This is a genomic window from Pseudomonas sp. S4_EA_1b (assembly GCF_016307435.1).
Lineage (GTDB): Bacteria > Pseudomonadota > Gammaproteobacteria > Pseudomonadales > Pseudomonadaceae > Aquipseudomonas > Aquipseudomonas rhodesiae.
In genome coordinates, this window is the sequence record NZ_JAEILC010000061.1 from 10,016 (window position 1) to 24,792 (window position 14,777).

Sequence of the window (14,777 nt, forward strand, 5' to 3'; positions counted from 1 at the left end):
CCTCACGTCTCCATCGGCTCCGGTGTCCCCGGCGGCGGCAGCGGCACGCCATGCTCGTCGAACATCGCCGCTTCCACGCCGAGTTCGTAGCCAGTCTGCTGATAATACTGGCGCAGCAACTCGATGCTCTCGTCCGACAATGGGTTGCCACTCAGGTCGGAGTCGTCGTTAATCGGCAGAGGCATTTCCAGCAGATCGCTGGGCAGGTGCTCGATTAGGTTGTCGCTGGCATCCAGAATGCGCAGTCGCCCAAGGTTGAACACGCCGATTGGCACTTCGGTCATGCCGCAGTTGTGCAGGTAAAGGGTGGTCAGGCGCTGCAGGTTGCGCACATCCGGTGTGATGCCCAGGGTGTTGTCGCTCAAGTCCAGATAAATGAGATTTTCCAGACTGGCCAGTTGGCCCGCGCTCTGTGGGGTCAGGCGGATCATGTTTTCTGTCAGCGTCAGGTTACGCAGCGAATGCAAGGCGAACACCGGCGCGGGGATGTCGCCCAGAACATAGCGTTCGATCACCAGATGCTTGAGATTAGGGAAGCACCGCAACAGGCCGTCGACGCTTTGGCTGGTGCCTTCGCCGATCAATTCAAGCAAGGTGACGTGGCCGAAGTGGGCGCGCAGCGTCGGCAGCGGCCCGAGTAACTGGCCGTGGAACACCAGTTTGTAAGTGTGATACGGCGGGACGTTGCCCGCTTCATCCGGTTCGACTTCCCGGCGCCAGCAGCTTTCCAGCAGCGCTTTGAAGTGCATGCGCCGCAGTTGTTCTTCGGCGCGGGCACCCACGTCCAGTACCGTATCGAGCAGCGGATCGCGGGTGGGCACATTGAGTGCCCATTCCTGCAACTGGCTGCGCAGCTGTTCGTACTCTTGGCCCAGGCGCGTGATCTGGTGAGCGGCGCCATCGATGTCGCCAGGCAGATCGAAATAGATGCGTGCTTGTTCGGTGTCCGAGATGGCCGGATATAGCGCCCTGATCCGTTGCAGGTCCTCGGCGGGCGGAGTCGCCAGCCAGAACTCTCCGGTGGCCTGGTAGTAGGCTTTGATGCGGCGCAACGCTGGGCGCGACAGCGGGTTGGCGGACAGGTCGACCCTGGCCGCTACGTTGACGGGCAGGTTGAAGGCTTGATCCGGCAGGTTCTCCAGGGCGTTGTGGCTCAGGTCCAGATAGGTGCGGGGCGGCAGCGACAGCAGGTCGGCGGGAATCTCGGTCAGGCCGGTATTGCTCAGTGACAGTCGGCTGAGCCGCGTCAGACGGCGCGTATCGGGAATATGTTCGAGGGGGTTGTCGCTCAAATCCAGCTGTTCCAGGTTGACCATCCCCGACAGTGCATTGGCGGCCAATGGGGTCAGGCGCAGCCGCGTGCGGTTCAGGCTCAATTGGGTGAGCTGGCGCAGGTTGGTGATGCTCAAGGGCAGCGCGTCCAGGGAGTATTGCCGCACGCTCAGCCGTTTCAACGCGGGGAAAGCTTGCAGGAACGCTCCCAGGCGCAGCTCGGCACCGGCACCGTGCAGGCTGAGCGCTGTGACGTGGTCGAAGGTGGTATGCAGGCTTGGCAGTGTGCCGCTGACCGGTTTGCGCAGGGTCAGTTCATAGCCGGTGGTAAGGCCCTGATGCTGCGCATCGAGGGGGATTTCGCGCCGCCAGGCCGCCTCCACATCCTGCAGAAACAGGTTGCGGTAGGTGCGCTCGGCCGTGGACAGCAGGGGCGCGTCGGCCCAGTCCTGCATGTCGCCACGGATGCCCAGGTACTCAAGTTCGAGACGGGTCAGGGTGATCCTGCCGGCCTCCAGATTGCCAGGCAGGGCAAAAATGAAGCGATTGATTTCGTCGCTGCTGAAAGTGGGGTACAGCTGTTGGGCCTGGGCCACATCCGCCGGATCGGCGCTGATGCCCCAGTGCCTGGCAGTGCGTTGGAAATGCGCCTTGACCCGCTCCAGCGACGCGCGCGACAGCGGGTTTTCGGACAGGTCGAGCTTGTCGCTGATGCGCGCGGGCGCATCGAACAGCTCGGCGGGCAGTGTCTGGATACGGTTGTGCGACAGCAGCGCCAGGGTCAGGTCCTGGCGAGTCAACAAGCCCGCAGGCAGTTCGGTGATGCCGGTGTGGTTGAGGTCAAGGTATTTCAGGTTCGGCATGTGCTCGACCGTGGGGGTGCGGCCCAGCGGGTTGTTGTACAGGTCCAGCGTGACCAGGCGGCTCAGAGCGCTGAGGCGGCCATAGGCTTCCTGGTTCAGACGCAATTGGCAGTCGCTGAGGATCAGCTCGTTGAGGTTGGGCATCGCGGCGATGGTTTCCGGAAGCCCCTCAAGCGCCAGGTGGCGAAGGGTCAGGTTGCGCAGCCGGGGAAACAGTTGCAGGAACGTATTGATCTGTAACGGCTGGCCGTCGCCGACCACTTCCAGGCGCGAGATGTGTTCCATGCGCGCCGACAGGCGCGGCAGTTCACCGATGATCGGCGCGGTCAGTTTGAGTACATGGCCGTTGCGCGACATGGCTTCGTAGTACTGATCCACCTCGGTTTCCTGGCGCCATGCGCGCCGGATTTCTGTGGCCCACAGCTCACGGTTGCGCCGCGCGTAGTCATACTCGGCTTCACTCATTGGGGCTTCGCTGACCGCGCGAAAACGTGGGGTGCTGGACACCCACAGCGACAGGCCGACATCCAGCCTCATGTATTCGTTTTTCAGCGTCACCAGGGTGGCCAACGCTCCGCCGGGTCGGTTCTCCAGGGTCTGTACCAGATCGCGTACCTGTTCGGCGGACAGCGTCGGCAGTAAGTCGTGGGCGCGTTGTTCGAGGGTCAACTCCTGGCTGGAGCCGGGTTGCGGCGCATCGGCGGGCCGATAGCCGTCCATGCCGCCACGCAGGCGCATAAAGGCTGGGTTGTAGGGTGGCTTGATCAGCGGATCTGTGTGCAACAGTCGGCGCAAGGGTTCGCGCCCGAGTGCGTGGGCGGCAATCGCCTGCTTGAGCCGTTCGCCTTGACCGATATGGATGTTCAGCGCATCGCGGCGGGCGTCCGGCAGGGCCTGGAGGAGGGCGGTGTAAAAGTCGCTGCTGCCAAAGAGCGCGTTCTGCTGATCATAGGGAACGTAGTCGCCTTCCACGGTGTGCACCAGGACGCGGCGCACTTCGGCATCCTCGGGACCGATGGCGTCAAGCAGCGTGCCGTTGACCTGGTAGCGGCGAACTTCCAGGCGCGTACTGGCCTGCCATCCTGGCAGGTTTTCCAGGGAGTGCAGGGCCAGCCTGGGGGTGTCTGGGCTGTCGCTGGCTTCCAGGTACAGGCCTTCGTAGGCGCGGGTGGTCCTGACTTGCAGTTGCGCCCAGTCGGCCAGTTCTTTCAAGCGGACGGGCACGGTGGCCCGGTCCAGTGCGCGCAGCTCGTCGCCGTCGGCACCGGCGAGGATTTCTTCGGCGACGCTGGTGGGCAAGCCGGGGTTCGGTGCGGCGTCGATGATGCGCTGCACGCGGGCATTGCGCGCGGTTTCCAGGCCGCGATAGTGGGCGTCGAACAGCGCAAAGCGCTTATTCCATGCTAGCCGCGCGAGGCGTTTGCGCCACGCGTTCGCACGGGTTTGCGCCGAAGACGGCGGCATGCCGAATGGCTCCTCCAGCAGGCTTTTGCGCTCAGATTCGTCCAGGCTTTCGATCAGTACCCGCAGCAGGTCACCGTTCTCCAGTTGCGCCTGATGCACCTGCACCACGCTGGCCTCACCGTTGCGAGCAAACTCCCACAGGGTGTTGCCCCGAGGATCGAGGAATCGCAGGGTTCGGGTTTGCGGCCACGGTTCGTAGGTGACCACCAACTGCAGTTGGATACGCGGATCGGCCTGTCGATAGACCGCCGGGTCGTCGCTGTTCATCTGGGTGACGAAGTCTTGCAGGCGCTGGTCGAGGGTGAAGCGCTTGAGGCTGTCGGCCAGCAGCGGCGGCGGGGGTTGCTGGTTGATGTGCATGTGGCGCAGCAGGTTGTCGTGGGTGGCGCTGATGTCCTGGGCCTGTTGCAGGCGCGTATCGCTGAGGTTGTCGACCTGATGACCCAAGCGCCTGAGCAGGGTGGGCGTGTCCCAACTCAGCGGGCGTTCCAGCTCGGTGAGCCAGGCGCCGTGGCCATTGGTCATGACGCTGGGGCGATAGGCGTCGGCGCGCGTGGGATGCTCAAGGGTATGGCGCCCGGATGTCGCGTCTGTGCGCAACCGGTAGTACCCATCGCCAAGGCGCAGCACGGGCTTGCCGTGGTGCCAAAGGATGCCTTGTGCGTCCGGGCGCAGGTCCTTGGGAATGCTCAGGTCATGGCGATAGGGCGCCAGGTCGGGCTTCCACAAGCGGGTATCGCCGCTGGGCCTGGTGACCGGACTGAGCGCGTCGATAAAGCCCAACACATTGGCCGGCAGGGACGCGCGCATCAGGTCGGCTGCAATGGGCAGGCCGACGCCGAACATCCCCAGTTGCACCAGTTGCTCGGAAAACGACAACGCGTGGCCAAGCGCCTCGCGCCTTTGGCCTTCGGCCCAGTCGACAATTCCCTCAAACCCATCGTCGAGTAGTTGATAGGCGCTGTAGCCCAGTACCAACGCTCCCAGCGGCGGCACGAACGGCGTGGCGATAAACGCGAGGATTTGCAGCAACGTGCTGCCGATCTTTTGCAGCACCGCCCAGCGTTCCCAGCGCGCTTGCTGATCGACACTGGCCGTGGACACCGCCTGGGTGCGCGCATCGTTGAGCAGTTTATTGAGCTTGACCTGATACAGGTGCTCAAACAGATCGCCGGCGATGGGCTTCGGACGAAACTGCAGGTTCGGCCGGACCACTGCGGTTTCGCGCCAGCTGGCGGTCGATTCGCCAGGGATGTGCGCATGCCAGGTGACCTGGGTAAGGCGTTGGTTGAGGTCGGCAAAGAACGTACCGAGGTCCTCGTGAGCGACAAAGCGGCTGAAAAAGCGCTGGTAATCCGGATCGCGCAATTGCTCGCACAGCGCGCGCATAAACGCCTGGCCGCTGGGGTAGCGCTTGATCGGGTGCTGCGGGTCATCCGGGATCCAGGCGATCACCGGCACTACGCTGCGGCTGGTCGCCAGATCGTCGGCGAACAGCACGATGCCGGCCAGTCGGGTGGACAGGATACTCAGCTCATACCGCAACAGAGGCTGGCAACCGTTAGCGCTGTGGGCTTGACCATTGAGCAGGCCGATAACGCTGTCATAGCCACTCTGCGGCAGGTCTTGCTTGAGCAGGGCCATGTACAGCGCGCATTTCAGGGCGCTCATGTGGCTGTGTTGGAGACGTTGCCGCAGGCGGGCCTGGGCCACGGCGTTATCCAGGTCAAGGTAGTCGCGCAGGTAGCGCTGATACGCCGCGCCGATGTCGAGCTGGCGACACAGCGCCGTGAATTGCGCGACTGTGATCTGCGCGGCTACCCCAGGCAGCGCTTCAAAGTGCCCGGCGGCCGTGGGTCGGGTGCTGAAGGTGGAGGCGCTGTCATAGGCATCGACTGCGGTTTCGCTGGCTTCAAAGTTGTGCAGCGCCGCCTCGATCAATGACACCGACCAGGTGCGCGCGGCGCCGGGCTTGACGGTAAAGCCGGCGATTTTCAGCGGGATATAAAGCTGCAGCCAGGTGCTCCTCACGTCGATGCTCACGCCGTATTGCGCCTTGAGCGCCGCTTGCAGGCGCTCGGCGCCAAAAGCCTGGGGGCTTTTGAGCTGCGCCATGGCAGTGTCCACCGAGTTCTGGGCAATCCAGGCCTGGTCATTGAGGCGCTTGAGCGTTCGATGCTGCGCCGCGTTGGCATTGTTGTACCAGTCGGCGACGATCGATTCGGGCTGGGCCAGGTCGCTGCGTCTGTCGGGTGTGATGTCGGCCAGCCATGGGGGCAGGGCGTTTTTCAGGATGTCGTAGTGGGGAACGGAGGAGGTGGGGAGTTCAGTCACAAGGGCTCCAGGGCAAGGTCAAGAAGCCCTCAGCAAACCAGTTCGCGTCGTGCAGTCTGTGGTAGCCGGTTAGGGCTGCGCGAAATTTGCCGATGAGCCGTGATCGAACCTGCCCACGGAGAGGGCGCACGGTTTAAACTGCGCCATTGCGACGCTATATGTCGCATTGCCGTAAACCCGCGTAAAACCGGGGTTGGCGCTATAAGAAGTTGTCGCTTGGCGGCAAGGTCGCGCTGAAAACTGTCCTTACAATCCCTGCATCGCCCGCCAGTTCCAGGCAGGCGTTCCTCTTCAGGAGACTCCGATGTCCGTTGAGCAAGCCCCGGTGCAACGTGCCGATTTCGACCAGGTCATGGTTCCCAACTACGCACCTGCCGCGTTCATCCCTGTGCGTGGCAAAGGTTCCCGCGTCTGGGACCAGGCCGGTCGCGAGCTGATCGACTTTGCCGGCGGCATCGCGGTCAACGTTTTGGGCCATGCCCACCCGGCGCTGGTCGGCGCGTTGACCGAGCAGGCCAACAAGCTGTGGCATGTCTCCAACGTATTCACCAACGAGCCGGCGCTGCGCCTGGCCCATAAGCTGATCGACGCCACCTTTGCCGAGCGCGTGTTCTTCTGCAACTCCGGCGCCGAGGCCAACGAGGCCGCGTTCAAGCTTGCGCGCCGCGTGGCGTTCGACCGCTTCGGCAGCGAGAAGTACGAGATCATCGCGGCGCTCAACAGCTTCCATGGCCGTACCCTGTTCACCGTCAACGTCGGTGGCCAATCCAAGTACTCCGATGGTTTCGGGCCTAAAATCACCGGCATTACCCACGTTCCTTATAACGACCTGGCTGCACTGAAAGCCGCCGTTTCGGACAAGACCTGCGCCGTGGTGCTGGAGCCGATCCAGGGCGAAGGCGGTGTGCTGCCGGCCGAGCTGGCCTACCTGCAAGGCGCCCGCGAGCTGTGCGATGCACACGATGCGTTGCTGGTGTTCGACGAAGTGCAGACCGGCATGGGCCGTAGCGGCCATCTGTTCGCCTACCAACATTACGGCGTGACCCCGGACATCCTCACCAGCGCCAAGAGCCTGGGCGGCGGTTTCCCGATCGCGGCGATGCTTACCACTGAAGCGCTGGCCAAGCACCTGGTGGTCGGCACCCACGGCACCACTTACGGCGGCAACCCGCTGGCATGTGCAGTGGCCGAAGCGGTGATCGACGTGATCAACACCCCTGAAGTGCTGGCGGGCGTAACGGCCAAGCACGCACTGTTCAAGGCGCGCCTGGAGCAGATCGGCAAGCAGTACGGCATCTTCACCGAAGTGCGCGGCATGGGCCTGCTGATCGGTTGCGTATTGAGCGATGCATTCAAGGGCAAGGCCAAGGACGTGTTCAATGCGGCCGAAAAAGAAAACCTGATGATCCTGCAAGCCGGCCCCGACGTGGTGCGTTTCGCCCCGAGCCTGGTGGTGGACGAAGCAGACATCAACGAAGGCCTGGATCGTTTCGAGCGTGCGGTTAAAACGCTGACCCAAGCCTGATACACATCTGTCTGTCGGACCGGATCAAGTGTGGGAGGGGGCTTGCCCCCGATGGCGGTGTATCAGTCATAGATGTATCAACTGACAGACTGCTATCGGGGGTAAGCCCCCTCCCACACTGGAATATGCCCACTTGAAGATATGTGGTGTTCCTGACCTGTTCGGTATTTTTTTTCTGTGAGTTCTAGAGTTAAGGAGTGACACCATGCTGGTGATGCGCCCCGCGCAAATGGCTGACCTGGGCGAGGTACAGCGTCTGGCTGCGGACAGCCCGATTGGTGTCACCTCCTTGCCGGACGATGTGGAACGCTTGAGCGACAAGATCGCCGCCAGCGAAGCCTCCTTCGCGGCCGAGGTGAGTTTCAACGGTGAAGAAAGCTATTTCTTCGTGCTTGAAGACACCGAGACCGGCAAGCTCGTCGGGTGTTCGGCTATCGTCGCCTCGGCCGGCTATTCCGAGCCGTTTTATAGTTTTCGCAACGAGACCTTCGTGCACGCCTCCCGCGAGCTGAAGATCCACAACAAGATCCATGTGCTTTCCCAGTGCCACGACCTGACCGGTAATAGCCTGCTCACCAGTTTCTACATGGTGCCGGAGCTGGTCGGCTCGCCGTGGTCGGAACTCAATTCCCGCGGGCGCCTGCTGTTCGTCGCCAGCCACCCGGAGCGCTTTGCCGATTCGGTGGTGACCGAGATCGTCGGCTACAGCGACGAGAACGGTGACTCGCCGTTCTGGGACGCCATCGGGCGCAACTTCTTCGACCTCAATTACGCCGCCGCCGAGCGCCTGTGCGGGCTCAAAAGCCGCACCTTCCTCGCCGAGCTGATGCCCCATTACCCGATCTACGTGCCGCTATTGCCGGACGAAGCCCAGGAAGCCATGGGCCAGGTGCACCCGCGTGCGCAGATCACCTTCGACATCCTGATGCGTGAAGGCTTCGAGACCGACCATTACATCGACATCTTCGACGGCGGCCCGACGCTGCACGCGCGGGTCTCGGGCATCCGCTCGATTGCCCAGAGCCGCGTGGTGCCGGTGAAGATCGGTGAGATGGTCAAGGGGGCGGGCCGCCAGTATCTGGTGAGCAATGCGCAGTTGCAGGATTACCGCGCGGTGATGCTGGAGCTGGACTACGCGCCCGGCAAACCGGTGACCCTGGACCTGGCCGCGGCCGAAGCCCTGGGTGTGGGCGAGGGCGCCAGCGTGCGTCTGGTCGCGGTTTAAAAGCAGAGTTTCGCGGGTGGCCCACGGCGGCCCGTTTGAGGAGATAGCATGATCGTTCGTCCCGTACGCAGCAGCGATTTACCGGCCCTGATTGATCTGGCGCGCAGCACCGGCACCGGCCTGACCACCTTGCCGGCCAACGAAGAGCGCTTGACCCACCGGGTGGGCTGGGCGGAAAAAACCTTTCGCGGCGAGGCCGGTCGCGGCGACGCCGACTACCTGTTCGTGCTGGAAAACGACGAAGGCCGCGTGGTGGGCATTTCTGCGATTGCCGGTGCCGTGGGCTTGCGCGAGCCCTGGTACAACTTTCGGGTGGGCCTGACCGTCAGCGCGTCCCAGGAGTTGAACATCTATCGCGAGATTCCGACGCTGTTCCTGGCCAACGACCTCACCGGCAACTCCGAGTTGTGCTCGCTGTTCCTGCACGCCGATTACCGCAACGGCCTCAACGGCCGCATGCTGGCCAAGGCGCGCCTGCTGTTTATCGCGGAGTTCCCGCAACTGTTTGGCAACAAGATCATTGCCGAGATGCGCGGCGTGTCCAACGAGGCTGGGCGCTCACCGTTCTGGGAAAGCCTGGGTCGACATTTCTTCAAGATGGAATTCAGCCAGGCCGACTACCTCACCGGCGTGGGCAACAAGGCATTTATCGCCGAGTTGATGCCGAAGTTTCCGCTGTATAGCTGCTTTTTGTCCGAAGACGCGCGCAACGTGATCGGCAAAGTCCATCCGGACACCGAGCCGGCGTTGAGCATGCTCAAAAGCGAAGGGTTCAGTTACCAGGGCTATGTCGATATTTTCGACGCCGGCCCGGCGGTGGAGTGCGAGACCACCAAGATTCGCGCGGTGCGTGACAGCCAGTCACTGGTGTTGGCCATCGGCACACCGGGGGACGACGCCACGCCGTTCCTGATCCATAACCGCAAACGCGAAGATTGCCGCATCACCGCCGCGCCCGCACGCCTGGCCGCCGGCACGCTGGTGGTCGACCCGTTGACCGCCAAGCGCCTGCAATTGGTGGTCGGCGATCAAGTGCGTGCCGTACCGTTGTCCGCTGCTCGGGAGTCGAAATAATGAATTCGCTGTATATCGCAGGTAGCTGGCTGGCTGGCCAGGGTGAGCTGTTCGAATCGCGCAACCCGGTGACCCAGCAAGTGCTGTGGGCCGGCAACGGTGCCACCGCCGAGCAAGTCGAGTCCGCCGTGCAGGCCGCACGCCAGGCGTTCCCGGCTTGGGCCCGGCGTACCCTGGAAGAACGCATCGCGGTGCTGGAAGCCTTCGCTGCCACCCTCAAGCGTCGCGCCGATGAAATCGCCCGCTGCATCGGCGAGGAAACCGGCAAGCCGTTGTGGGAAGCGGCGACAGAAGTCACCAGCATGGCCAACAAGATCGCCATCTCGGTGCAAAGCTACCGCGAACGCACCGGCGAGAAGAGCGGCCCGCTGGGCGACGCCACCGCTGTGCTGCGCCACAAGCCGCACGGCGTGGTGGCGGTATTCGGCCCGTATAACTTCCCCGGTCACTTGCCTAACGGGCATATCGTGCCGGCGTTGCTGGCGGGTAACACCGTGCTGTTCAAACCCAGCGAGCTGACACCGAAAGTCGCCGAGCTGACCGTGCAATGCTGGATCGAAGCCGGGTTGCCGGCGGGCGTGTTGAACCTGCTGCAAGGCGCGCGGGAAACCGGAATCGCCTTGGCGGCCAATCCAGGCATCGACGGCTTGTTTTTCACCGGCTCCAGCCGCACCGGCAACCATCTGCACCAGCAGTTCTCCGGGCGCCCGGACAAAATCCTGGCCCTGGAGATGGGCGGCAACAACCCGCTGGTGGTGGATGAAGTGGCCGACGTGGACGCGGCGGTCTACACCATCATCCAATCGGCGTTTATTTCGGCCGGCCAGCGCTGCACCTGCGCCCGTCGCCTGTTGGTGCCGCAAGGCGCCTGGGGCGATGCGTTGCTGGCGCGGTTGGTGGCAGTCAGTTCGACTATTGAAGTCGGCGCGTTCGATCAGCAACCGGCGCCGTTCATGGGCTCGGTGATTTCCCTCGCCGCTGCCAAAGCCTTGATGGACGCCCAGGAATTGTTGCTGGCCAACGGTGCCGTGGCGCTGCTGGAAATGACCCAGCCCCAGGACCAGGCCGCCTTGCTGACTCCGGGCATCATCGACGTGACCGGCGTGGCCGAGCGCGAAGACGAAGAACTATTTGGCCCGCTGCTGCAAGTGATCCGCTACAGCGATTTCGAAGCGGCGATAGTCGAGGCCAACAACACTCAGTTCGGCCTGGCCGCTGGCTTGTTGTCCGATTCCGAAGCGCGCTACCAGCAGTTCTGGCTGGAAAGCCGCGCCGGGATCGTCAACTGGAACAAACAGCTGACCGGCGCCGCCAGCACCGCGCCTTTTGGTGGGGTAGGGGCCTCGGGCAATCATCGCGCCAGTGCGTATTACGCGGCGGATTATTGCGCCTACCCGGTGGCATCGCTTGAGACCCCAAGCCTGGTGGTTCCGGCCACGCTAACCCCCGGCATTACGCTGATCTAAATGTGGGAGGGGGCGTGCTCCCGATGGCGGTGTGTCAGGCACCTGATTTATCAACTGACCAACTGCTATCGCAGGCAAGCCTTCTGCCACACTGGATTTGCGGTGTGTTGAAGACTTTTGATGCCTATAAAAACAGATGTTCGTGGAGCCTCGCCGATGAAATCCTATGAAGTCAATTTTGACGGTCTAGTGGGGCCGACCCATAACTACGGCGGTTTGTCCTACGGCAACGTCGCGTCCCAGAGCAACAGCCAGCAGTCTTCGAACCCGAAGGAAGCGGCGTTGCAGGGCCTGCAAAAAATGAAGGCCCTGATGGATATGGGCTTCGTGCAGGGCGTGCTGGCTCCCCAGGAACGTCCCGACGTGGCCGCATTGCGTAACCTCGGTTTCAGCGGCAGCGATGCCCAGGTGATCCAGCAGGCGGCCCAGCAAGCCATGCCGTTGCTGGTCGCCAGTTGCTCGGCGTCGAGTATGTGGGTGGCCAACGCCGCCACCGTCAGCCCCAGCGCCGACACCGCGGATGGCCGTGTGCATTTCACCGCCGCCAACCTCAACTGCAAATACCACCGCAGCATCGAGCACCCGACCACCAGCCGCGTGCTGGGCGCCATGTTTGCCGATCCGCAGCACTTCGCCCACCACGCCGCGTTGCCGGCGGTGGCGCAGTTCGGTGACGAAGGCGCGGCCAACCACACGCGTTTTTGCCGCGAATACGGCGAGGCGGGCGTGGAGTTTTTCGTGTTCGGCCGCAGTGCATTCGACACCCGTTACCCGGCACCGCAAAAGTACCCGGCGCGCCAGACCCTCGAAGCGTCACAGGCTGTCGCCCGCCTGCACGGCCTGAAGGACGACGGCGTGGTCTACGGCCAGCAGAACCCGGCGGTGATCGACGCGGGTGTGTTCCACAACGACGTGATCGCGGTGGGCAACGGCGAGGTGCTGTTCTATCACGAGGATGCGTTCCTCAATACCGAACAGATGCTCGGCGAACTGCAAGCCAAACTGGGCAAGCTGGGCGGCAATTTCCAGTCGGTGTGTGTACCGCGCGCCCTGGTCAGCGTCGAGGACGCGGTGCGCTCCTACCTGTTCAACAGCCAGTTGCTGACCCGCGCAGACGGCTCGATGCTGCTGATCGTGCCGGAAGAGTGCCGCGCCAACGAACGTGTCTGGCACTACTTGCAGGGCCTGACGGCCTCCGGTGGGTTGATCCGCGAAGTGAAAGTCTTCGACCTCAAGCAAAGCATGCAGAATGGCGGTGGCCCGGCGTGCCTGCGTCTGCGCGTGGCGTTGAACGAAACCGAACTGGCGGCGGTGAATCCAGGCGTTATCATGACCGCGCCGTTGTACGACACGCTGACCCAATGGGTCCACAAGCACTACCGCGACAGCCTGCGCGAATCCGACCTGGCTGATCCGCAATTGCTGCTTGAGTGCCGGACGGCACTGGATGAACTGACGCAAATCCTTAAACTGGGCGCGGTTTATCCTTTCCAGATCAATTAACGCCGCACGGCTGAGAGCATTTTATGAGCACCGATACCCTGAAACTGATCCTTGAAGACACCGACGGCACCCAGCTGGAAACTTCCTGCACCCGCGTTGCTGTGGTGTGGCAGGGCAAGGAGATCTGGATCCAGCACGACGGTCGCGGCCAACTGCTGATCGGTGTGGACGTCGAAGAAGGCGACGCCGAGTACGCCAACCTGCTGATGCGCCCATTGGCCACCAACCTGATGAGCCTGCAGCTGGAAATGGAACCGGCCGACATGGAAGGTGATGATGACGATCACGTCCACGGTCCTGGCTGCAACCACTAAGGAAGCTTGCGTATGCTCGCCCTCGGCAAACTGCTTGAACTGACCCTCGCCGGTCGCGAACCGGCGCAAAAAATTCAACTGACTGTCGACGGCGTGCAGATGCGCTGGCTCAGCGAGGGCGCGCTGGAAGTGCGTCCGCCGCAAGCCTCGGACAATGGCAGCGACCTGCTGCTGTCGTCCGGCATCCATGGCAACGAAACCGCGCCGATCGAATTGCTCGACCGCCTGTTGCATGGCATCGCCCGTGGGGAGATCAAACCCCGCACCCGTATTCTGTTCCTCTTCGGCAACCCCGAGGCCATGCGCCGCGGCGAGCGTTACCTCGAACTGGACATCAACCGGCTGTTCAATGGCCGTCATGAAAGCAACATCGGCCCCGAAGCCATGCGCGCCGCGGAGCTGGAACAACTGGCCCGTAGTTTTTTCAGCAAGCCCGAGCGCTCGCGCCTGCATTACGACCTGCACACCGCCATCCGTGGCTCGAAGATCGAGCAGTTCGCGCTGTACCCGTGGAAAGACGGGCGCCAGCATTCGCGACGCGAGCTGGAGCGGCTGCGTGCGGCCGGGATGGAAGCGGTGCTGCTGCAGAACAAAACGTCCATCACCTTCACGGCCTTCACCTACGAGCAACTGGACGCCGAGGCTTTCACCCTGGAATTGGGTAAGGCGCGGCCGTTCGGACAGAACCAGGGAGTGGACGTCTCACGCCTGGAGGCGCGCCTGACTCAGATCATCGAAGGCAGCGAGCCTGAGGCGGACAGCCTGGATGGGTTGAAACTGTTCGCTGTTTCGCGGGAAGTCATCAAGCACAGCGATGCGTTCCTGCTGCACTTGCCCGCGGACGTGGAAAACTTTTCTGAGTTGGAAAAGGGTTATCTGCTGGCCGAAGACGTGGCCAAGACCCGTTGGGTGATTGAGGAGGAGGGCGCGCGCATCATCTTCCCCAACCCGAAGGTGAAAAACGGTTTGCGTGCAGGGATATTGATTGTGCCGACCACGGACGTGGGCCTGGCATAGACCTGGACCGAATGTGAGAGGGGGCTTGCTCCCGATAGCAGTGTGTCAGTCAGCTCATCTGGAGCTGAGACACCGCCATCGGGGGCAAGCCCCCTCCCACATTTTGTTTTGCAGTATTGCTTAGACTGCTACCGCCCGTGGCTCGCTGCGGCGGATCGCCCGCACTTTGTGCAGGGTGTCGGCGCACGTACGCGCGGCTTCCTGACCCTTGTGCACGAAGTGCTCATAGAAGAATGTGGTGTGTTCACTGCCGGCGTGGAAGTGATGCGGGGTCAGGGACACCGAGAACACCGGCACTTCGGTTTCCAGCTGCACCTGCATCAGGCCGCTGACCACCGATTGGGCAACGAATTCGTGGCGGTAGATGCCGCCGTCCACCACCAACGCGGCGGCAACGATGCCCGCGTAGCGACCGGTCTTGGCCAGCAGTTTGGCGTGCAGGGGCATTTCAAAGGCACCGCCGACTTCGAAAAAGTCGATGTCCGATTCCTGGTAGCCCTGGGCGATCATTTCGGCGAGAAAGCCCTTACGGCTCTGGTCGACAATATCCTTGTGCCAGCAGGCCTGGATAAACGCGACGCGCTCGCCGTGATGGTTTTTGCTTTTGCTGTCGATAGCGGTGGGTTGCATGTTCTGACTCCTGTTTAAGAAAAAAACAGGGCGTTATGAATCGAATGGGATTTCAAGGGTATGCAACGCGTGGGCATGCGGGCATGCGGT

General features: G+C 62.6%; 9 protein-coding genes. 7 read left to right on the forward strand and 2 right to left on the reverse strand.

The genetic code is table 11. From position 1 onward, the window contains the following. Positions 1–2: 2 nt before the first annotated feature. The gene (locus YA0848_RS19540; protein WP_184316583.1) at positions 3–5,933 is read right to left on the reverse strand and encodes a leucine-rich repeat domain-containing protein; all 5,931 of its coding nucleotides are present in this window, start codon (positions 5,931–5,933) and stop codon (positions 3–5) included. Positions 5,934–6,237: 304 nt separating this feature from the next. On the opposite strand from YA0848_RS19540, the gene YA0848_RS19545 reads away from it, so the two are divergent. The 7 genes from YA0848_RS19545 (at position 6,238) to astE (ending at position 14,057) form a co-directional block, all read left to right on the forward strand. After that, complete coding sequence (locus YA0848_RS19545; protein WP_034099940.1) at positions 6,238–7,458, forward strand: aspartate aminotransferase family protein; 1,221 nt, start codon at positions 6,238–6,240, stop codon at positions 7,456–7,458. A gap of 205 nt (positions 7,459–7,663) precedes the next feature. Next, on the forward strand, positions 7,664–8,683 hold the full coding sequence (gene aruF, locus YA0848_RS19550) for an arginine/ornithine succinyltransferase subunit alpha (protein WP_184316585.1): 1,020 nt from the start codon (positions 7,664–7,666) through the stop codon (positions 8,681–8,683). A 48-nt stretch (positions 8,684–8,731) separates the two neighbouring features. After that, entirely contained in the window at positions 8,732–9,757 is a 1,026-nt protein-coding gene (gene astA / locus YA0848_RS19555) for an arginine N-succinyltransferase (RefSeq protein ID WP_034139052.1), read from the forward strand. Continuing rightward, complete coding sequence (astD, locus tag YA0848_RS19560; RefSeq protein ID WP_169903834.1) at positions 9,754–11,223, forward strand: succinylglutamate-semialdehyde dehydrogenase; 1,470 nt, start codon at positions 9,754–9,756, stop codon at positions 11,221–11,223. Before astA ends, astD begins: the two co-directional genes overlap by 4 nt. A 156-nt stretch (positions 11,224–11,379) precedes the next feature. Beyond that, positions 11,380–12,726, forward strand: coding sequence for an N-succinylarginine dihydrolase (astB, locus tag YA0848_RS19565; RefSeq protein WP_034099933.1), 1,347 nt, complete (start codon positions 11,380–11,382; stop codon positions 12,724–12,726). A 23-nt stretch (positions 12,727–12,749) separates the two neighbouring features. Then, on the forward strand, positions 12,750–13,040 hold the full coding sequence (locus tag YA0848_RS19570; protein WP_034099931.1) for a hypothetical protein: 291 nt from the start codon (positions 12,750–12,752) through the stop codon (positions 13,038–13,040). 12 nt (positions 13,041–13,052) lie between these two features. Continuing rightward, entirely contained in the window at positions 13,053–14,057 is a 1,005-nt protein-coding gene (gene astE, locus YA0848_RS19575; protein WP_034099929.1) for a succinylglutamate desuccinylase, read from the forward strand. Positions 14,058–14,177: 120 nt separating this feature from the next. Here the strand turns inward: astE and YA0848_RS19580 are convergent, their stop codons facing one another. Further along, on the reverse strand, positions 14,178–14,687 hold the full coding sequence (locus YA0848_RS19580; protein WP_003193604.1) for a 6,7-dimethyl-8-ribityllumazine synthase: 510 nt from the start codon (positions 14,685–14,687) through the stop codon (positions 14,178–14,180). Positions 14,688–14,777 lie beyond the last annotated feature (90 nt).